We start from the raw sequence: 18384 nt of genomic DNA, 5'->3' as shown, positions 1-18384 counted from the left end.
ACAGGGCGCTCAGGCCGCGGTGACGTCGCGCAGTTGCCAGTGGCGCCCGGCCAGCAGCCGCAGCCGGTGCTTGAGCACGTCGCCGGGCAACGAGGTGGTGACGACCAGGTCGATATGCAGATCGTGCTGCTTGCCGGCCACCGTCGCCTGCGGATCGGTCGCGCCCAGGGTGGGATCGACCTCGTCGGGCTCGTCCTGCATAAGTCGCCAGCGTTCGAACAGTGCGTCGTGGCGCAAGGCCTCCTGCAACTGCTCGGCGAAGGCATCGCCGCCCTGGGCGGTGAACGACAGCGACGGCTCGTCGCCGCGCGCGGCGTTGCTGTCGGGGAGCGAGAGATAGTAGCGCGTCGCCATGGGATCCTTTCCTGTGCTGGGCCAGTGACAGGTTAGGGCATCGAATATTCGCTACGCGTCAAGCCGCCCAACCGCCGCTCCCTGCCAGGCGAAACGAAGGGACCTCCGAGAACGACACGAGTCGGATGACCGTAGGAGCGGCGCAAGCCGCGAGGGCCTTCCCATGAAAGCCCCATCGCGGCTTACGCCGCTCCTACAACACAAGGGCCCGGGCGCAGCCCCCAGAGTCAGGTGCGAATGGGGATGTGGAGGCGCAAGCACGCCCGCAGGCGCCGAGGCCTGCATGGCAGACCCCGGGCGATATCCGGGCGCAGCCGGATATCGCCCCGGATATCGTCTCGTCAATGCACGTGTCCGCCCGGTGCTCCGTGGCCCTTCGGGCAGTGGCAGATCGCGGTCGGTCCGAATTCCAGGCCGAAGGTCTGGCCGTCGCGATGGCGCTGCCAGTAGAACCGCGGCGCTGCCTCGCCATGGTTGCCGACCTCGGCCATGTCGGCGTCGACATCGAACAGGCGACCGTCGACCATCACGTAGCGGGTGTCGATGGTGCTGCGGATGTTTTCCAGCGGATTGCTGTTGAGCACCACCAGGTCGGCCTGCTTGCCGGCCTCGATCGAGCCGATCTGCGAGGACAGGCCGAGCAGGTCGGCGCCGTCGAAGGTCGCCGCGCGCAGCGCCTCGAAATTGCTGAAACCGCCCTGGGTCAGCATCCAGGTCTCCCAGTTCGGCGACAGGCCCTGCAACTGGCCGTGCCCGCCGACCTGGATGCGGATGCCGGCATCGCGCAGGGTCTTGGCCGCCTTGGCCACCTCGATGTGCCAGTAGTCCCAGTCCGGCGCGGTCTCGCGGCGGATGCTGCGTGCGTCCAGGGTTTCGCGCGGGAAGAAGCGGTTGAGCTTGGGGTCCTCCCAGACGTTGTCGCGGGCGTACCACCAGTACTCGCCGGACAGGCCGCCGTAGCTGACCACCAGGGTCGGCGTGTTGCGCACGTCGGTCTGCGACCACAGCTGCACCACATCCTTGTACAGCGGAGCGACCGGCAGGTTGTGCTCGATGCTGGTGGCGCCGTCGAGGATCATCGTCATGTTGTGGTGGAAGGTGCTGCCGCCTTCCTCGACCACCAGCATGCCCAGCTCGCGCGCGGCCTGGTTGATCTGCTGGCGCTGCTCGCGGCGCGGCTGGTTGTAGCTCTTGACCGAGAAGGCGCCGTTGGCCTTCATCCGCGCCAGGTGTCCGCGCGCGTCGTCGAGCGAGTTGACCACCGCCTTGAAGTCGCCATCGGCGCCGTACAGGATCGTGCCGGTCGAGAACACCCGCGGGCCGACCATGCGCCCGGCCTTCTGCAGCTCGCTCTCGGAGAACACGAACTCGGTCGTCGCCGATGGGTCGTGCATGGTGGTGACGCCGAACGCCAGGTTGGTGTAGTACGCCCAGTTCTGCTGCGGCACCACGCCCTGGCCGAAGTGCGCGGCGTGCGCGTGCACGTCGATGTAGCCGGGCACGATGGTCTTGCCGCTGGCATCGATCACGTGTGCGCCGGCCGGTACCGGGACGTCGGCGCCGATCGCGGCGATGGTGTCGCCGCGCACCACCAAGGTGCCGTGCTCGATCACTTCCTCGTTGTTCTCGGCGTCGCGCATGGTGACGATGCGCGCATTGGTGAAGGCGAACACGTCCTTCGGCGTATCGACCGGAACCTGCAGGCCGACTTCGATGCCGCCGTCGTTGCTCGGTTCCGGCAGCGTCGCCGGGGCGCCGGGCAGGAACGCGAAGCTGTCCTTCAGCGCGCGCGAGAAATAGCGGTCGCCGACCATCCAGTGCAGCGAGCGGCTGTCCGCACCCCAGTGCAGATAGCTGCCGACGTTCTCGGTGACCCGGGTCACCGGCACCGCCTTGGTGTCCTTGCTCAGCTCGACCGCCTTGCCGGCGGTGGCCAGCGGCGCGACATAGGCGTTGAACAACTCGGTGAACGCGACCCATTGCCCGTCCGGCGACAGGCTGACCGAGTCGACGTACTTGAGGTTGAAGACCTCGCGCGGGTCCTCGCCGCGCAGGCCGACCGACATCAGCTTCTTCTCCAGGCCGCCGCCGGTCAGGTAGTAGATGCGCTGGCCGTCGGCGCTGAATTGCGGCGCCTCGCCCGAGTCGGCGACCCGCACCGGGGTGCCGCCGCCGGCCGGGATCACGTAGACGCCGCGGTCGCCCGACCACAGCGAACCGGTCAGGCCGCCGCCGCCGGACTTGCTGTAGACGATGCGGCGACCGTCCGGAGAGAAGCGCGGCCCGTAGTAGAAGCCCTTCTCCTGGGTCAGCCGGCGACCACTGCCGCCGCCGTCGGCGCTGCGCGCGTAGATCGCGCCCATGCCGGCATCGGACCAGGTCGTGTACAGCAGCTGGCGGCCGTCGGGGCTGAAGCTGGGCTGGTACTCGTAGACGTTGGCGCTGGAGGTCAGGCGTTCGGGGCGGCCGTCGGGCAGGCGCTTGCGCCACAGCTGGCCGACCGCGTGGAACACCATCGTGCGACCGTCGGCGCTGGTGGCGACGTCGCGGATCATCTTCGGGGTGAAACGCTCCTCGTCGATGTGCTGGCTGAAGCGCAGCGGTTCGGCCACGGTCTGCTCGACGCTGGCGGTGAACGGGATGTTGTCGGCGCGGCCGCTGCCGATGTCGACCCGCCACAGCTTGCCCTGCGCCCAGATCACCACCGCGCGGCTGTCCGGGGTCCAGTCGAAGTTCGCGTACGGACCGAAGATCGCCCAGGCCTCCTGCTGGTCGTGCGAGAGGCCGTCCCAGACCGGGCGCACCTCGCCGCTGGCCAGGTCGAGCACGTGCAGCACCGACTTCTCGCGCACGCGCTTGACGAAGGCCAGCGAACGGCCGTCCGGGGACGGCTGCGGGCGCACCGCGCCGCCGGGGGTGGCGAGCAGGGTCTCGACTTCGCCGGTCTCGCGGTCCAGGCGCTTGATCGCATAGATCACCGCGTGCGGGTTCTTGTTGTACTGGAAGCTGGGACCGGGGCTGACGTCCTCGGAGAAATAGACGTGGCGACCGTCCGGCGACAGCGCCGGCTCGCCGAGATCCTGCTGGTCGTTCTTCTTCTCGGTCAGCTGCAGACCGCCTCCTGCCGCGGCGCCGCTGGCGTGGTACTGCCACAGCTCGCCGGCGCCGAGCGAGCGCTCGGAAGTGAAGTGCTTGCGGCCGATGATGAAGCGCCCGTCCGGGGTCCAGGCCGGGTTGTTGAGCAGGCGGAAGTCCTCCTGGGTCACCTGCACCGGGTTGCGGCCATCGACACCGATGCGCCACAGGTTGTTGCCGCCGCCGCGGTCGGAGGTGAAGGCCAGTTCGCGACCGTCGGGCGAGAACCGCGGCTGCACGTCCCAGGCCGGGCCGGAGGTGACCCGCTGCGCGCGGCCGCCGCCGATCGGCAGGGTGTAGAGGTCGCCCAGCAGCGAGAACGCGAGGGTGCGGCCGTCCGGCGACACGTCCACGTCCATCCAGGTGCCCTCGTCGGTCTCGAAGCGCACGGTCCTGACCGGGCCGTGCGGCGCGTTGACGTCCCACTTGGCCTCCGCGTCCTCACCCTCGATGTGGCCGCGGCCGCGCGCGGTCTGCGTCGACGCCTTGGCCGGATCGTTGCCGACGGGGTCGAGTGCGTCCTGTTCCAGCTGCGCGTCCTCGTCCCTGTCGGTGGGCGGCGCATCCTGCGACCAGGCGGGCAGGGCGGGAACGGACAGCGCGCTGGCAAGCGCGACGGCAAGCAGTCGGCGGGACATCATCGGTGCGGGTTCCAGGACAAAAGACCCCGCAGCCTAACCCGACCAGCGGCCGCCGGCATCGGGCCGAAAGTCGTACCCGGCACGGTCGCAGGAGCGGCGCAAGCCGCGATCGGGTTCATCGGGAAGGCCCATCGCGGCTCACGCCGCTCCTACAGGGATCCCGAGCCCCAACGACGACCAAGCCGTAGCCCTGCCTCTTGCCCCATATCCGCGTTCCAGAAAATCGTAGGAGCGGCGCAAGCCGCGATAAGGGCAATCGTGTCGGCGCGCTAGTCGAACGACGGCACCCGCTCGGCGGCGAATCCGACCACCAGCGCGCCCTTGCCGACGTTGACCATGCCGGTCAGGCTCATCACGCTCTCGAACAGCTCGATGTTGTTGTCCGCACAGGCCCGCTTGAGGTCCTGGTAGCCCGGCAACATGCGCATCTCCTCCAGCTCGCCACCGTAGCTGAGGCAGACGGTCGGGGTCATCAGCCCGGCCTGGACCTGCCCGATGGTGACCTGGAGCAGCTTCTCCACCGCCGGCTCGAAGCCCTTGATCTTGGCGGCGGGGCCGGTCTCGCCGCGATACGCGTGCAGTACCGGCTTGATGTCCAGCGCGCTGCCCAGCGCCGCGCTGAGCAGGCTGACGCTGCGGTCGTTCTTCTTGCGGGCCCGCGCGCGCAGGTAGTACAGGTCGCGCGGGATCATGTAGCCGTGGGTGTGCAGGGCTAGGTGCTCGAGCCGGGTGCGGATCTTCGGTGCGCCCTCGCCGGCTTCGCGCAGGCGGATCGCCTCGACCGCGGTGATGCCCTGGGCGGCGAACAGATTCTGGGTATCGATCACCCGCAGCGCGAACGGGGTGGTGTTGCCGGCGGCCGCGCGCGCGCTCTTGTAGTCGTTGAGGATCGCGAAACCGGCCTGCTGGGCGTTGTCGAAGATCGGGCTGCGCGACTTGGTGATCGTCATGCAGAACACGTAGTCGTAGTCGATCACCAGCCGCTCCAGGAACAGATCGTGGATCTGCTGGACGCTGAACGGCATCGTCTCGGCCTCGGCGCCGCGCTCGGCGACGTGGGCGTGCAGGAACTCCAGCGTCGCCTGCTCGTTGCGATGGTCGGCCAGCACCGCCTCGCCGATCCTGACCGTGATCGGCAGGATGGTGACGTCGTGCTGTTGCAGGTATTCCAGCGGCAGGTCGCAGGCGGAGTCGACGACGAGTCCAATGCGCATATGCGATCCAGACGGTCAGGGAAGCGGATTGCGGTCAGGATAGCGCCGAACTGCGGGCACGCTCATGTTGCGCTGCGGCACCCTTTGCCCGCGATCGCCGTCACGACCCGTGGCCGACGCTCTGTCCGCAGCCCCGTCACGCGCGTTCAGCCGCGCCGCTGGACCGCGACCGGCAGCGTCGATACGCGCCGCATCTCGGCCGAATCGAGCAGGCCGGGGTCGGCCTGCACGGCCATCGCGAAGTCGTGCGCATCGTTGCCCCAGAACAGTTCCCCGCCGACTGCCAGGGTCGGGACCCCGTACACGCCGGCCGCCAGTGCGCGCTCGGTGTTCGCGCGCAGCGCGTCCTTGACCTCGGCCCGGTCGATCGCGTCGGCGTCCTGCCCCAGCGCCCGCGCCAGCGGGGCGATCGCGGCGGCGCTGTCGGCCGCCTCGCCCCGGCGCCAGATCGACTCGAAGATCGCATCGACGGCCTCGACCCCGCCGCCGGCGGCGAGGCACAGCCGCAGCGACGGCAGCGGGTTGAACGGGTGCGCCGGCGGGAACCGCAATGTCACGCCCTCACGCCCGGCCTGCCACAGCACGTGGCGATAGGTGAACTCGCGCTTGCCCGGAATCTCCGCCGGCCCCTTCTGTCCGCGCGCGGCCAGTACCGCGGCAAACACGATCGGGACCGGTTCGATCGCCACCCCGGCCCCGTGCAGGGCCCGGATCTTCTGCCAGTGCAGGTAGGCGAACGGCGAGATGAAGTCGAAGTACCAGCTCAGCGGCATCGGGGGGCTCCGGTTCCGACGGGGGGCTTCCACGATACGCGATGCGTCCGTCGGCCCGGACTTGCGGTGACGGCGATCGCGACCGAGACTGGCGGTGGGGTAACCGGGGTCGCGATGAGCCGAGTCTTGCTTGTGCTGCTGATGATCCTGCTGGCTGGCTGCGCGCGCCAGGATGGGGCCGGCATCCGCTCGATCGATCGCCATGTCGACGACCGCCTTCCGGCGGCCGCCGCGGACCTGTCCGCCGATCGCGTGGTCGCCGCCGACGATGCCCGGTTCCAGCCGCTGGCGCGGACCGAGCACCTGGCCGGGGCGGTCGATGGCCGCGGTTGGTGGCGGCTGCGTCCGGAGCCGTCGACGGCCGGCGCATCGGCGACGCACGGTCGCGGGCGCCTGTTGCTGGTCTATTACCCGTACAGCGCGCGGGTCACCGTCGCGTTGCCGCCGGACTACCGGCCACGCAGCGCGTCGATCTTCACCTCCGAGCCCGATCCGGCCTATTCGCGGCGGGCGCTGGTGTTCCCGTTCGAGGGCGACGGTCCGCTCTACGTCGGCGTCGAATCCGCCCGCTACCCGTTGCCGGTCGAAGTCCGCGACGCCCACGACTATGCGGTGCAGGACCAGGCCCACGCGCGCCTGTTGTGGGGCAGCGTGGGCATCCTGATCGGGGTGTCGCTGGCGGTGCTGCTGTTCTGGTCGCTGCTGCGCGAGCGCGTCTACCTGCTGTTCGCGCTGAGCATGGCGCTGCAACTGTTGTACGTGCTGTGCGCCTACGGCGACGCCTACAGCCTGCCGGCGCTGGCCTGGCTGGGACGGTTCGGGGTCGAGGGCATCTGGTTCGTCGCCACCTCGTCGACGATCGTGACCGTGCTGTTCCTGATCGAGTTCGGCGAACTGCGGCCGCGGGCGCCGCGGTTGAGCGGGATCCTCGGCTGGGTCGGCGCGCGGCTGCCGGGCCTGTTGCTGATCGCACTGGTGCTGCCGTGGCCGGCCTACAAGGGCTGGTTCCCGCCGCTGGGCAACGGCCTGCTGCTGCTGGCCAACCTGGTCGCCATCGTCACCCTGGCGGTGGCCTGGCTGCGTGGCAGTCGCCACGCCGGTTTCGTGTTGATCGCCTGGGTGCCGATGATCAGCGTGTCGACCGCCCGCACCGTCCAGCTCGGCGCCGGCATCCCGCTGACCCCGTGGCTGGAGTACGGCCTGCCGCTGCTGATGGCCTTCGCCGCGGTGGTGCTGGTGCTGGGACTGGCCGACCGGATGCTGACCTTCCGCCGCGAACGCGATGCCGCGCAGCGCCACGCCGAGCGCGACGGTCTTACCGGCGCCTACAACCGCGACGGCATCACCGCGCGCCTGGGTCATGCGCTGAACGAGACGCGGCGCCTGCATCAGCCGCTGGCGGTGCTGTTCCTCGACCTGGATCACTTCAAGGCGATCAACGACAACTACGGCCATCCGATCGGCGACGCCTGCCTGCGCGCGGTGGTCGAAGTGATCCGCGACCAGGCCCGGCTCGGCGATCAGCTCGGCCGGGTCGGTGGCGAGGAGTTCCTGCTGTACCTGCCGGGCGCGACGCTGGCCGCGGCGCGCGGCACCGCCGAACGGTTGCGCTCGGAGGTGCAGACGCGCTGTCGCGAGGTGATGGGGGCGCCGGTGCGGCTGACCCTCAGCATCGGCGTTGTCGAATGCGAGCCGCGCGACACGGTCGAATCGCTGATCCGGCGCGCGGACGAGGCGATGTACCGGGCCAAGCACGCCGGCCGCAACCAGGTCGTGGTGCTGGCTTAGGTGCCGGGAGTGAGAAAATGGAAGTGAGGAGTGAGAGAAAGGCAAACGCCGAAGCTTTTCCTCTCGCTCCTCGTTTCTCACTCCTGTCACTCACCCCCGGCCGGGTAGGCGCGCGGCAGGCCGCCCTGGTCGCGCGGCAGTTGCGGGCGCAGGTAACGGTCGCGCAGCTCGGTCTGGCGGCTGCGCATCGGCACCGCCTGGCCGTTCATCCAGACCTGCAGCGCCACCGCGTCGACCTCCAGCGGGTCGCCGCTCCACAGCACCAGATCGGCGCGGCGGCCGACCGCGATGGCGCCGACCCGGTCGGCCACGCCCAGCGCCTGCGCCGGCACCGTGGTCAGTCCGGCCAGGCCCTGCTCCCACGGCAGGCCGTGGGCGACCGCGTTGCCGGCCAGCTGGCGGATCTTGCGCGCATTGTGCGAGGCGTCGCCGCCCTGGCTGAAACCGACCTGGACCCCGGCCGCCGCCAGCCGCGCGGCGTTCTCGAAGCTGGAATGGATCGCGTCGAAGCTGGACGGCAGGTTGGCCAGCGGGTCGACGAACACCGGAACCTTGGCCGCGGCGATGTCGGCCGCCAGTTGCCAGGCCTCGGCGCCGCCGGCGATCGCGATCCGCACGTTCTGGCGTTTGGACCAGCGCAGCAGCTGGCGGATGTCGGCGGCGCGGTCGATGCCGACCATCACCCGGCCGCCGCCGTCGAGGTAGCGCAGCAGGCCGCGGCGCCCGGCCGGGGTCAGCAGGGCGCTGTTGGCATCGAGCGGAATGCGCCCGCGGGCCTCGTCGATCAGCTGGTCGAGCAGCATCCATTGCGCCGCCCGCGACTTGCCGCTCAGGCCCGAGGCCTGGCTGCCCAGGCGCACGAACAGCACCCGGTTGCCGATCGGGTCGGCGCTGCCGTCCAGCCGCACCACGCCGCCCTGGCCGCCGATGATCGAGCCGCCCTCGGGCGTGCCGGCGCCGAGCAGGGTCCAGCCGATGCCTTCGATCCGGCTGACCGGGATCAGGACCGAGGCGGGGTTGTAGGCGAGGGTGACGTCGAACTCCGGCCGCACCACCATCTGCTTGGTTTCCGCGCCCAGCGCCAGCGAGGCGTCGACCGTGCTTTCCTCGGCCGAGACCTCCTCCAGGCCGATCTCGGTGATGCCGCCGAACAGGGTCGGGGTCAGCGGCCGGCCGCCGGCATCGACCACCCGGACCCCGGCCGGGGCGGCCAGGCCGTTGCCGATCGCGCGGATCGTGCCGGCGCCGATCAGCACGTCGGCGTTGTCGAGCGTGCCCTGCGCGGTCGCGGTGTGGACGCGGGCATTGCGGACCAGCAGGTCCTGGGCGGGAGCGCCGGCCGAGGCCAGGGCGAGGACGGCCGCGGCCAGCGCGGTCAGGGACAGGCGCTTCATTCGACACCTCCGGTCATGCCGGCGCGGTCGCTGGCGCCGTGGCCGAGCATGAAGTCCGACGCCGGTTGTCGCGCCGGGTCGGCCAGGTCGTACACCCGCGCGCCGTCGACGTAGACCTGTTCGGCCCGGGCGTAGACGCTGAACGGGGTGCGGTTCCAGACCACCACGTCGGCCATCTTGCCCGGCTCCAGGGTGCCGGTCCGGTCGAGGATGCCCAGCGACTTCGCCGCGTTGGCGGTCAGCCAGCGGATCGCGCGCTCGGGCGGGATCTCGATCCCGGCCAGCCTGGCGTGGGCGATCACCTTGGCCGCCTCCTGGTTCAGCCGCTGGATGCCCTCGGCGGAGTCGGAGTGGACGATCGCGCAGCTGCCCTCGGGGCGGTCGACCAGGGCGATGTTCTCCTGGATGCCGTCGAAGGCCTCCATCTTGAAGCCCCACCAGTCCGCCCACAGCGCGCCGCAGGTGCCGGCCTCGGCCAGCCGGTCGGCGATCTTGTAGGCCTCCACGCCGTGGTGGAAGGCGGCGATCTTGAAGCCGAACTCGTCGGCGAGGTCGAGCATCGTCATCATCTCGTCGGCGCGGTAGCAGTGGATGTGCACCTGGATGTCGCCGTTGATCGCCCCGGCCAGGGTGTCGAGCTTGAGGTCGCGCTTGCCGCCGGTGGCCTGGTCGCTGTCGGCGCCGTTGCCGTCGCCCTGCCACCAGCGGCGCTTGCCGCCGTCGCGGGACTTGGGCGTGTTCTTGGCCAGGTACTCGGCGGCGTCGATGAAGGCCGCACGGTAGCCGGCGACGTTGCCCATGCGCGTGCCCGGCGCGGTGCCGCGACCGCCGTAGACGCGCTTGGGGTTCTCGCCGCAGGCCATCTTCAGGCCCCACGGCGCGTCGGGGAATTTCATCGCCTGGTAGCTGGTGGCGGGCACGTTCTTCAGGGTCACGCCGCGGCCGCCGACCAGGTTGGCGCTGCCGGGCAGGATCTGCAGCGAGGTCACGCCGCCGGCCAGCGCGGCGGCGAAGCCCGGGTCCTGCGGCCATACCGAGTGTTCGGCCCAGACGTTGGCGGTGACCGGCGAGGTCATCTCGTTGCCGTCGCTGTGGGCGTTGACCCCGGGGCTGGCATAGACGCCCAGATGCGAATGCACGTCGATGATGCCCGGGGTGACCCACTTGCCGGTGCCGTCGACGAGGGTCGCCGCGTCCGCCGAAAGCCCCTGGCCGACCTCGACGATGCGGCCGTCGCGCATCAGCACGTCGGCGCCGTCCAGGCGCTGGCCGGTGCCGGTCAGCACGGTGGCGTTGCGGATCAGCACCGGCGGCGAGGCGATCGGCCGGTAGGTGCTCGGGTACGGGTCGTCGATGAAGCGCGGCTTCGCGCCGTCGCGGTCGGCGGCCGTGGCGGCGCCGCAGGCCAGCGTGGCGGCGAGCGCCACGGCGAGTGCGGCGTGGGCGGTTCGGAACATGCGGGCATTCCCCTGGTTGCGCATGGCGTGTTGCGCATGGCGTGCGCGTGATGTGGCGCGGAAGACAACCTTGCGACCGTAGAGGCCGCCATTGGCGGTGCCAACCCTGACGAAGGTCATGGGCCGTGCCCTCCCGGCTGCGGCGACGGCCGCGATACCCCATAAGATGGCGGGACTCCCCCCGACCGACCGCGATGCCGAGATGAAGAACAAAGAAGAAATCGTCGAAAACTGGTTGCCCCGTTACACGGGGGTGCCGCTGGACGCCTTCGGCGACCACATCCTGCTGACCAACTTCGGCGGCTACCTCGACGTGTTCGCCCGCCTGACCGGGGCCGAGGTGGTCGGCCTGGACCGGCCGATGCCCAGCGCCACCGCCGACGGCATCACCCTGATCAACTTCGGCATGGGCAGCCCCAATGCCGCCACCGTGATGGACCTGCTGTCGGCGATCTGTCCGAAGGCGGTGCTGTTCCTGGGCAAGTGCGGCGGCCTGAAGAAGAAGAACGCGCTCGGCGACCTGATCCTGCCGATCGCCGCGATCCGCGGCGAGGGCACCAGCGACGACTACCTGCCGCCGGAAGTGCCGGCGCTGCCGGCGTTCGCGCTGCAGCGCGCGGTGTCGACGATGATCCGCGACCTCGAGCACGACTATTGGACCGGTACCGTCTACACCACCAACCGCCGGGTCTGGGAGCACGACGAGGCGTTCAAGGAACGGCTGCGCGCGATGCGCTGCATGGCGATCGACATGGAGACCGCGACCGTGTTCGCTGCCGGCTTCGCCAACCGGATTCCCTGCGGCGCGCTGTTGCTGGTGTCCGATCAGCCGATGATCCCGGAGGGGGTCAAGACCGAGGCCTCCGACGCCAGGGTCAGCGCCAACTACGTCGACGCCCACATCAACGTCGGCATCGAGGCGCTGCGGCTGATCCGCCGCCACGGCAAGTCGGTGCGCCACCTGCGCTTCGACGAATGAGCGCCGGCGACGTTGTCGAAACCCGGGTCCGTGCCGCCACCGCGGCCGATGCCGCCGCGTTGGCGGCGGTCGGCGCGGCCAGCTTCCTGGAGGCCTTCGCCGGGGTGCTGGACGGGGCCGACATCCTCGCCCACTGCGCGCGCCAGCATGCCGAGCCGGTCTACGCCGACTGGCTGGCGCGCGCCGATACCGCGCTGTGGCTGGCCGAGACCGGCCGCGGCGCCGCCCCGGTCGGTTATGCGGTGCTGACCCCGGCGGCGCTGCCACTGCCGGACCCGCGCGCCGACGACCTGGAACTGAAGCGGATCTACCTGTTGCACCGCTTCCACGGCGGCGGTCTGGGCGCGGCCCTGCTGCGGGCCGCGGTCGGGGAGGCGCGTCGGCGCGGCGCCCGGCGGCTGGCGCTGGGCGTCTATGCCGGCAACGAGCGGGCCCAGGGGTTCTACCGCCGCGCCGGTTTCCAGACCGTCGGCGAGCGCCGCTTCCAGGTCGGCCAGCGCCACTACGAGGACGCGGTCATGGCCTTGGAACTGTGACCGCGAACGCCCGGGTTCGCAACGCTTGAGACCCCTCGCGGGCACACTATCGACATCGCAGGAGCGGACATCGGGCGCGTGCATGGGCACGCGATCACAGGGTCGGTAGAAGGAGCGCAAAGGGATGGAAAAGCTGGTGTATCTGATCGTCGGCGCGGCGCTGACCTGGGCGTTCTATTTCGTCCAGCGGCGGGTCGAACGACGCGGCGAGGTCGATGCGATCGAGCGTCACCAGAAGCTGCTCGCGCTGATGCGGGGGCTGGAGACCGCCGAGACCGATCTCGACGAACTGCGCCGCTTCGAGCACCGCCTGCTCGGTCGCGCCGAGACCGCGGCGCGCATCGCCGACAGCTACTTCAGCAAGGCCGAGGAAGTCGCGCGCCACGCCCGCGACGTGGAGGGCGTCGACGCGATCGACCACGAGGCGGCCCAGGCCTTTCGACGCGTCGACGCCGAGCTCGGCGAGTTGGTCGTGCACCTGCGCCGCCAGCTCGACGGCGAGGCCCTGCACACCTTCGAGCAGGCGCACGCGCGCTGGCTCGATTACCGCGAGCGCTACGCCCGTTTCATCGCCTCGTCCTACTCCGGCGGCGCGCTGCGTCCGTTGATCCACGCGGTGACCCTGGAGAGCGTGACCCTGGCCTGGATCAGCGAGCTGGAGATGCAGCTCGGCGACGAGGATGAGGACGGCGAAGGCGAGGACGGCGGCGATGCGACCGAGCCGGAAGTCGAGGCCGGCGCTTGAGCCTCGCCGAAGCGCTGCCCTGGCTGGGCCTGGCGGCACTGCCGCTGCTGGCGGCGGTCGCGCGTGCGCTGATCGAGCGCGAGGCGACGCGGATGTCGCCCGTGCTGCCCTGGCAGGCGCTGGCCTGGGATGCGAGCCGCGACGCGATCCTGTGTTCGCTGCGGTTCCTGCTGTTGGGGCCGCCGATTGGGGCCGCGGTGCTGTGGCTGGTGATGCTGGCCACGGACGGCGCCGGCGCGATCGGCAGCGCCTGGAAGGCCGGGCTGATGATGCTGGGACTGGGGTGGCTCTTCGGTGGCGTTCAGGCGCTGGTGGCCGGTGCCGTGGCGGGCCTGCTGCGCCCGCTCGGGGGCTCGGTGCCCGCCTACGCGGCGGTGACCGTGTCGGGGTTGCTGGCCTGCGGATGCATGGCCTTCGTGTTCGGTTTCGCCGAGGGCGCCCGCGCGCTGGAGCGGGTCGCGCTGCTCCTGCTGCTGCCCGCGTTGGTTGCCGGCCCGGTCTGCATGTGGACGCTGCATCGGGACCGCGATCGCGCGCGCGCCTGTTAGGGTATGGCGCCCCACGCAAGCTAATGAGGTGTATCGCCATGAACGTGACCGCAAAGGAAGTCGTTGATTTCTGGCGCGATGCCGGCCCCGAGCGCTGGTTCGCCAAGGACGAGACCTTCGACGACATGTGCGAGATGGCGTTCGAGGACGCGATGGACGATGCCGCCGCCGGCAAGGGCGAGGCCTGGATGAAGTCGGCCGAGGGCGCGCTGGCGCTGGTGCTGCTGCTCGACCAGATGCCGCGCAACATCCACCGCGGCACCGCCCGTGCCTTCGCCTACGACGAGATCGCGCGCCGATACGCCGGCGAAGCGGTCGATCGCGGTTACGACGCCGAGATCGACCCGGCGCTGCGGGCGTTCTTCTACCTGCCGTTCGAGCATTCCGAGGACATCGGCGACCAGGAGCGCTCGGTCGAGCTGCACCGCAATCTGGAAGGCGAGGGCGCCGACAAGTGGGCGGTGCTGCACAAGGAGATCATCGAACGCTTCGGCCGCTTCCCGCATCGCAACGCGGTGCTCGGCCGCGACACCACGCCCGAGGAGCAGGCCTGGCTCGACGCCGGCGGCTTCAAGGGCTGAGCGTGCGTTCCGGCAGCGTCTTCCGCCAGTCCCGCGGCGACAGCCCGCAGTGCTGGCTGAAGGCGCGCGACAGGGCGGTCGCGCTGCCGTAGCCGACCGCCTCGGCGACCAGGCCCAGCGGCCGGCCGCGCCGCAGCAGGTCCTGCGCCAGCGCGATCCGGTAACCGGCCAGATAGGCCATCGGGGTCTGCCCGACCGTGCGCGCGAAGGCCTCGGCGAAGCGGCTGCGCGACATCCCGGCGCGCGCGGCCAGCTCCGGCAGCGTCCACCCGTTCTGCGGCGCGTCGTGCATCGCGGTCAACGCCCGCGCCAGTTGCGGGTCGGCCAGGCCCGCGAGCGGGCCGTCGTCGAGCCGGCCCTGGTCCATCAGCCGCCGCAGCACCATCACCAGGACCACCTCGAACAAGCGATCGACCACGTGGCGATGGCCGCACAGGCCCGAGAACGCCTCCTCGAACAGCAGTTCCAGCACCCCGGCGCCGCCGGCGGGCAGCTGCTCCAGCGGCATCACCACCAGCGGTGGCAGCGCGCGGGTCACCGGATTGTCCGGGGTCGCGCCGAGGCGGACATTGGCGCAGGCCATGTCAGCGCCGCGCTCGGGATCGGTGAGGAAACGGTGCGCGCGCGGGCGCGGGTACAACAGCAGGCTTGGCGTTTCGATCAGCTCGCGGCCGTCGTCGCCGTGGCGGATCTCGACGATGCCGCTGCGGATCAGGTGCAACTGGCCGGCATCGGCGTGCTCGGGGATCTCGTTGATCCCGCACAGCGGGCCGGAGTGGAACATGCCGGCGCTGACACTGAAGCGCTGGAGCAGGGCGTGCAATCGGTCCATGGCGGGGCCTGGGGGATCGGGAGGGTGAGCGAATCGCCGATTGGGACGATGGGTGGATAATTTCGGACTATACGTGACTTTTAGTCCCGTCGTCTGCGCGACATTGTCCTGGCGCCGCTTCCGGCGTTCACATCACAACCAGGAGAACCCCATGTCCCGCATCCCGCAGACCACCCTCGACAGCGCCCCGGCCGCCAGCCGTCCGACCCTGGAAGCGATCAAGGGCGCATTCGGCGTCGTTCCCAACATGTTCGCTACCGTGGCCCAGTCGCCGGCCGCCCTGGCCGCGTTGTGGGGCAGCTTCGGCGCACTGGGCGGCGGCCGCCTGCCGGCCGCGCTCGGCGAGCAGATCGCGGTCGCGGTCGCCAATCGCAACGAATGCGGTTACTGCCTGGCCGCGCACACCGCGCTGGGCCGCAAGGCCGGGGTCAGCGCCGAGGCGATGGCCCAGGCCCAGACCGGCCACAGCGACGACCCGGCCACCGCCGCGGCGCTGGCGTTCGCGTTGAAAGTGGTCGAGCGCCGCGCCCAGGTCGACGACGCCGACGTGCAGGCGCTGCGCGACGCCGGTTTCGACGACGAGGCGATCGTCGAGATCCTCGCCCACGTGGCCCTGAACCTGTTCACCAACTACGTCAACGTCGCCTTCGACGTACCGCTGGACTTCCCCCAGGTCGCCCTGCGCCGCGCCGCCTGAGCCGCGATCCCCGGGCTGCGCCCGGGAATCCCCAAAGTTTGCTGTGCAAACCTTGGGCCCCGCCGTTGCGCTTCCAGACCCCCAATTCGTGCCTGCGGCACGAATGGGGGTCTGACTCAGGGGGGGCATGCCGTACCGCATTTCGTAGGCGCGGCGTGAGCCGGCGACCCCCGGGCTGCGCCCGGGAATCCCCAAAGTTTGCTGCGCAAACCTTGGGCCCCGCCGTTGCGCTTCCACACCCCCATTCGCGCTGCGCGCGAATCGCCCCCTGACTCAGGGGGCTGGGGCCGTGCTGCATCGCTTTTCGTAGGAGCGGCGTGAGCCGCGATCCCCGGGCTGCGCCCGGGAATCCCCAAAGTTTGCTTCGCAAACCTTGGGCCCCGCCGTTGCGCTGCCAGACCCCCATTCGCGCTGCGCGCGAATCGCCCCCTGACTCAGGGGGGCTCATGAGGCAGACAAGCGCTCTTCGTAGGAGCGGCGTGAGCCGCGATGAAGCGTTCATGGGAAGGCCCGGTCGCAGCTCACGCAGCTCCTACAGGTCAATCCCGCGGCATGTCGATGCGCGCATCGAAGCCCCGAGGAGTCTTCATGGGAAGGCCCGGTCACAGCCGGATCTCGCAGCCCTCAGTAGCGCGCGATCGAGCTGTCGATATCGGCCCAGGCGTCGATGCCGCCCTCGATGTTGTAGAGCTCACGGAAGCCGAGGCCGCGGAAATGCTCGGCCGCCTGCGCGCTGCGCCCGCCGTGGTGGCAGAGGAAGGCGATCGGGGTGGTCTTGTCGAGCGCTTCCAGCTGCTTCATTCCGCCCCCGTCCAGGGTCGAGAAGGCGATGCCGACCGCGGCCATCTCGCGTTCCGCGGCCGGGCGCACGTCGACCACGGTCAGGGTGCCGGCGGCAACCCGCTCGGCGACCTCGGCCGGGGTGATCGGCCGGACCTTCGGCGGTGCGTTCGGGTTCTCGATCACCAGCCCGCGGCCGCGCTCGTCGTCGACCCAGTCGATCGACAGGCCGTCGGCGCGGCGCACCCCGGCCAGGTCGAACTGCAGGCGCAGGCCGTCGATCTCGACCGCGATCGCGTTGGCGTCGGCCGGGGCCAGCTGCAGCCGGGTCTGGAAGCGCGGGTCGACCTCGACCTGCACCGCGTAGCCCTCGCCGGCGTTGGCGGCGGCATCGAGCAGCATCTGCCGGGCGGCCGGGGTCACGCTGACCGACGGCGGGCTGCGATCCGGCGCCGGCAGTCCGAGCACGCCGTGCAGCTCGCCGGAGTTGAGCATCTGCTCGACGATGTCGCTGCCGCCGACCAGCTCGCCGCCGATGTACAGCTGCGGGATCGTCGGCCACTGGCCGTATTCCTTGATGCCCTCGCGGATCTCCGGGTCGGACAGTACGTCGATGTGGGCATAGCCCTCCGGCAGCAGCGCGTTCAGCGCGCCGGCGGCCTTGGCCGAGAAGCCGCACTGCGGCGCGTCAGGGGCGCCTTTCATGAACAGGACGACCTTGTTCGACTGCAGCAGGGACTCGATGCGCGAACGCAGGGCGGGATCGAGGGACATGGACACGGTTCCGTGAAGCGGGGGAGAACCTGACATTTTACCCCTGCTCGCTAGCGGCCGTCGGACCCGGCCGGCGAGGCGTCCTCGCGGACCTCGCTGACCAGGGTCGGCAGCGGCCAGGCGCCACCGGGAAAGCCGCGGCACAGCCCGGTGGTCTGCTCGTGGCTGCCGACGAAGGTCTCGCCGTTCCAGGTCCAGGTCCGCGAGCCCCAGCAGTCGCCCACGCCGCGGCCCTTGTGCCCGGCCTCGATTCGGCCGCGGTAGTACTCGTTGCCGTCGGTGGTCACCAGCACCGGTCGATACGGCGCCTCCGCGTTGATCACCCAGAAGGCGCTGCCGCTGTTGTAGGCGGCGAGCCAGCAGTGCGCCGACACCAGGCGCTTGCCGTTGGAAAGTCCGCTGATGCTGAGGTCGGAGACCGGATTGCCGTCGTTGCCGAAGGACAGGCTCGGGCACGCGTCGGGCTCCAGCTGCGCCTCCAGTTCGCGCAGCAGGGCCGTGTGCTCATCGGGCGACAACGCGATCCCGGCATCGTCGAGCGCGGGCAGATCGATCACCGGCATCGGCCGCGCGGCCGGCACCTGGGATTCGTCGCGCGTGCCCTTGCGCATCAGCGCGCCGGGGGTTCCGAGCCGTCCCTGGGCCTCGTCCATCTTCAACAGCACCGCGGCGGCACCGTGGTCGGAAAGCGGGTAGACCGTACCGCCCGGGGCGATCCACTCGATCCGGGTGTCGCGGGCGAGCGCCCCGAGCAGGGCGGCGGTCTGGGGCGAGGACAGCGCCCCGTCGGCGGCGACCGTGCCCAGATCGCCGCCGTCGATCCGCAAGGTCAGCGGAAACGCTTCCTGCGCGGATTCTCCGGAGGCGTCCCAGGCGTCGCCGATCTGGACTTCGGCGGTCACCGTCTGCCCCGGTCCGGCGTGGCGCGTGAGCAGGACCGATACCGGCAGGTCGCCGCCGCCGGGCTGGTAGCCGGCCGCACGGCAGGTGCCGGTGTTGTCGCAGGCCAGCAGCCAGTCGTGGTGCTCGAAATGGACGCCGGGGCGGGTGGTGGCCGATGGCGACGACGCCAATGCGGCCATGAGTACGATCCAGCCGGGCATTCCCTGCATGGTCCGGTTCACCTGTCCGTGGGAGAGTGGCGATTCTACTCGTT

The 18384-nt window shown here is 70.5% G+C and carries 16 protein-coding genes; 7 read left to right on the top strand and 9 right to left on the bottom strand.

The features are described from left to right. Window positions 1-9: 9 nt before the first annotated feature. The 4 genes from C9I47_RS16215 to C9I47_RS16200 all read right to left on the bottom strand — a co-directional run bounded on the left by C9I47_RS16215 (window position 10) and on the right by C9I47_RS16200 (window position 6117). The gene (locus C9I47_RS16215; protein ID WP_111267686.1) at window positions 10-354 is read right to left on the bottom strand and encodes a hypothetical protein; all 345 of its coding nucleotides are present in this window, start codon (window positions 352-354) and stop codon (window positions 10-12) included. Window positions 355-695: 341 nt separating this feature from the next. Continuing rightward, window positions 696-4130: an amidohydrolase family protein gene (locus C9I47_RS16210; RefSeq protein ID WP_223250187.1), complete on the bottom strand. Its 3435-nt coding sequence runs from the start codon at window positions 4128-4130 to the stop codon at window positions 696-698. Window positions 4131-4399: 269 nt separating this feature from the next. After that, window positions 4400-5344 carry a DegV family protein gene (locus C9I47_RS16205; protein ID WP_111267685.1) on the bottom strand — a complete coding sequence of 315 codons (945 nt, stop codon included), beginning with the start codon at window positions 5342-5344 and terminating at the stop codon, window positions 4400-4402. A 146-nt stretch (window positions 5345-5490) separates the two neighbouring features. Further along, window positions 5491-6117 carry a 2-hydroxychromene-2-carboxylate isomerase gene (locus tag C9I47_RS16200; protein ID WP_111267684.1) on the bottom strand — a complete coding sequence of 209 codons (627 nt, stop codon included), beginning with the start codon at window positions 6115-6117 and terminating at the stop codon, window positions 5491-5493. Window positions 6118-6231: 114 nt separating this feature from the next. Between C9I47_RS16200 and C9I47_RS16195 the strand changes: the two genes are divergently transcribed. Then, on the top strand, window positions 6232-7905 hold the full coding sequence (locus tag C9I47_RS16195) for a sensor domain-containing diguanylate cyclase (RefSeq protein WP_111267683.1): 1674 nt from the start codon (window positions 6232-6234) through the stop codon (window positions 7903-7905). 86 nt (window positions 7906-7991) lie between these two features. Here C9I47_RS16195 and C9I47_RS16190 read toward each other — a convergent pair whose 3' ends face one another. Further along, window positions 7992-9299, bottom strand: a complete 1308-nt coding sequence (locus C9I47_RS16190; protein ID WP_111267682.1) for an amidohydrolase family protein — start codon at window positions 9297-9299, stop codon at window positions 7992-7994. Continuing rightward, window positions 9296-10756, bottom strand: a complete 1461-nt coding sequence (locus tag C9I47_RS16185) for an amidohydrolase (protein WP_190238542.1) — start codon at window positions 10754-10756, stop codon at window positions 9296-9298. Before C9I47_RS16185 ends, C9I47_RS16190 begins: the two co-directional genes overlap by 4 nt. A 202-nt stretch (window positions 10757-10958) precedes the next feature. Between C9I47_RS16185 and C9I47_RS16180 the strand changes: the two genes are divergently transcribed. The 5 genes from C9I47_RS16180 to C9I47_RS16160 all read left to right on the top strand — a co-directional run bounded on the left by C9I47_RS16180 (window position 10959) and on the right by C9I47_RS16160 (window position 14145). Continuing rightward, complete coding sequence (locus C9I47_RS16180) at window positions 10959-11735, top strand: AMP nucleosidase (protein WP_111268196.1); 777 nt, start codon at window positions 10959-10961, stop codon at window positions 11733-11735. Then, window positions 11732-12271: a GNAT family N-acetyltransferase gene (locus C9I47_RS16175; RefSeq protein ID WP_111267680.1), complete on the top strand. Its 540-nt coding sequence runs from the start codon at window positions 11732-11734 to the stop codon at window positions 12269-12271. Before C9I47_RS16180 ends, C9I47_RS16175 begins: the two co-directional genes overlap by 4 nt. Window positions 12272-12395: 124 nt before the next feature. Then, a complete protein-coding gene (locus C9I47_RS16170; RefSeq protein ID WP_111267679.1) occupies window positions 12396-13016 on the top strand; it encodes a lysozyme inhibitor LprI family protein in 621 nt (206 codons plus the stop codon). Further along, a complete protein-coding gene (locus tag C9I47_RS16165; protein ID WP_111267678.1) occupies window positions 13013-13564 on the top strand; it encodes a hypothetical protein in 552 nt (183 codons plus the stop codon). The genes C9I47_RS16170 and C9I47_RS16165 overlap by 4 nt, the downstream gene beginning before the upstream one ends. Window positions 13565-13602: 38 nt before the next feature. Next, window positions 13603-14145 carry a DUF924 family protein gene (locus tag C9I47_RS16160; protein WP_111267677.1) on the top strand — a complete coding sequence of 181 codons (543 nt, stop codon included), beginning with the start codon at window positions 13603-13605 and terminating at the stop codon, window positions 14143-14145. On the opposite strand, the gene C9I47_RS16155 is transcribed toward C9I47_RS16160, so the two are convergent. Beyond that, the gene (locus C9I47_RS16155; RefSeq protein WP_111267676.1) at window positions 14135-14977 is read right to left on the bottom strand and encodes an AraC family transcriptional regulator; all 843 of its coding nucleotides are present in this window, start codon (window positions 14975-14977) and stop codon (window positions 14135-14137) included. The genes C9I47_RS16160 and C9I47_RS16155 overlap by 11 nt on opposite strands. A 151-nt stretch (window positions 14978-15128) precedes the next feature. On the opposite strand from C9I47_RS16155, the gene C9I47_RS16150 reads away from it, so the two are divergent. After that, window positions 15129-15674 (top strand): carboxymuconolactone decarboxylase family protein, encoded by a 546-nt coding sequence (locus C9I47_RS16150; protein ID WP_111267675.1) that lies wholly within the window; start codon window positions 15129-15131, stop codon window positions 15672-15674. Between the two features lie 624 nt (window positions 15675-16298). Here the strand turns inward: C9I47_RS16150 and grxD are convergent. Together grxD and C9I47_RS16140 are read right to left on the bottom strand one after the other, a co-directional pair. Beyond that, the gene (gene grxD, locus C9I47_RS16145) at window positions 16299-17228 is read right to left on the bottom strand and encodes a Grx4 family monothiol glutaredoxin (protein ID WP_111267674.1); all 930 of its coding nucleotides are present in this window, start codon (window positions 17226-17228) and stop codon (window positions 16299-16301) included. Window positions 17229-17278: 50 nt separating this feature from the next. After that, entirely contained in the window at window positions 17279-18310 is a 1032-nt protein-coding gene (locus C9I47_RS16140) for a DUF1176 domain-containing protein (protein ID WP_223250186.1), read from the bottom strand. Window positions 18311-18384: the final 74 nt, after the last annotated feature.

It is taken from the genome of Marilutibacter maris (genome assembly GCF_003233695.1).
GTDB classification, from domain to species: Bacteria; Pseudomonadota; Gammaproteobacteria; order Xanthomonadales; family Xanthomonadaceae; genus Marilutibacter; species Marilutibacter maris.
This window is presented reverse-complemented; position numbering and strand designations above follow the sequence as displayed.

What these genes read in the sequence shown, in the direction of transcription:
- C9I47_RS16160 (WP_111267677.1), top strand. Translation starts at nt 13,603, where the DNA reads ATGAACGTGACCGCAAAGGAAGTCGTTGATTTCTGGCGCGATGCCGGC.
- C9I47_RS16185 (WP_190238542.1), bottom strand. Translation starts at nt 10,756, where the DNA reads ATGTTCCGAACCGCCCACGCCGCACTCGCCGTGGCGCTCGCCGCCACG.
- C9I47_RS16140 (WP_223250186.1), bottom strand. Translation starts at nt 18,310, where the DNA reads ATGGCCGCATTGGCGTCGTCGCCATCGGCCACCACCCGCCCCGGCGTC.
- C9I47_RS16155 (WP_111267676.1), bottom strand. Translation starts at nt 14,977, where the DNA reads ATGGACCGATTGCACGCCCTGCTCCAGCGCTTCAGTGTCAGCGCCGGC.
- C9I47_RS16215 (WP_111267686.1), bottom strand. Translation starts at nt 354, where the DNA reads ATGGCGACGCGCTACTATCTCTCGCTCCCCGACAGCAACGCCGCGCGC.
- C9I47_RS16180 (WP_111268196.1), top strand. Translation starts at nt 10,959, where the DNA reads ATGAAGAACAAAGAAGAAATCGTCGAAAACTGGTTGCCCCGTTACACG.
- C9I47_RS16210 (WP_223250187.1), bottom strand. Translation starts at nt 4,130, where the DNA reads ATGATGTCCCGCCGACTGCTTGCCGTCGCGCTTGCCAGCGCGCTGTCC.
- C9I47_RS16205 (WP_111267685.1), bottom strand. Translation starts at nt 5,344, where the DNA reads ATGCGCATTGGACTCGTCGTCGACTCCGCCTGCGACCTGCCGCTGGAA.
- C9I47_RS16195 (WP_111267683.1), top strand. Translation starts at nt 6,232, where the DNA reads ATGAGCCGAGTCTTGCTTGTGCTGCTGATGATCCTGCTGGCTGGCTGC.
- C9I47_RS16175 (WP_111267680.1), top strand. Translation starts at nt 11,732, where the DNA reads ATGAGCGCCGGCGACGTTGTCGAAACCCGGGTCCGTGCCGCCACCGCG.
- C9I47_RS16200 (WP_111267684.1), bottom strand. Translation starts at nt 6,117, where the DNA reads ATGCCGCTGAGCTGGTACTTCGACTTCATCTCGCCGTTCGCCTACCTG.
- C9I47_RS16150 (WP_111267675.1), top strand. Translation starts at nt 15,129, where the DNA reads ATGTCCCGCATCCCGCAGACCACCCTCGACAGCGCCCCGGCCGCCAGC.
- C9I47_RS16190 (WP_111267682.1), bottom strand. Translation starts at nt 9,299, where the DNA reads ATGAAGCGCCTGTCCCTGACCGCGCTGGCCGCGGCCGTCCTCGCCCTG.
- C9I47_RS16170 (WP_111267679.1), top strand. Translation starts at nt 12,396, where the DNA reads ATGGAAAAGCTGGTGTATCTGATCGTCGGCGCGGCGCTGACCTGGGCG.
- grxD (WP_111267674.1), bottom strand. Translation starts at nt 17,228, where the DNA reads ATGTCCCTCGATCCCGCCCTGCGTTCGCGCATCGAGTCCCTGCTGCAG.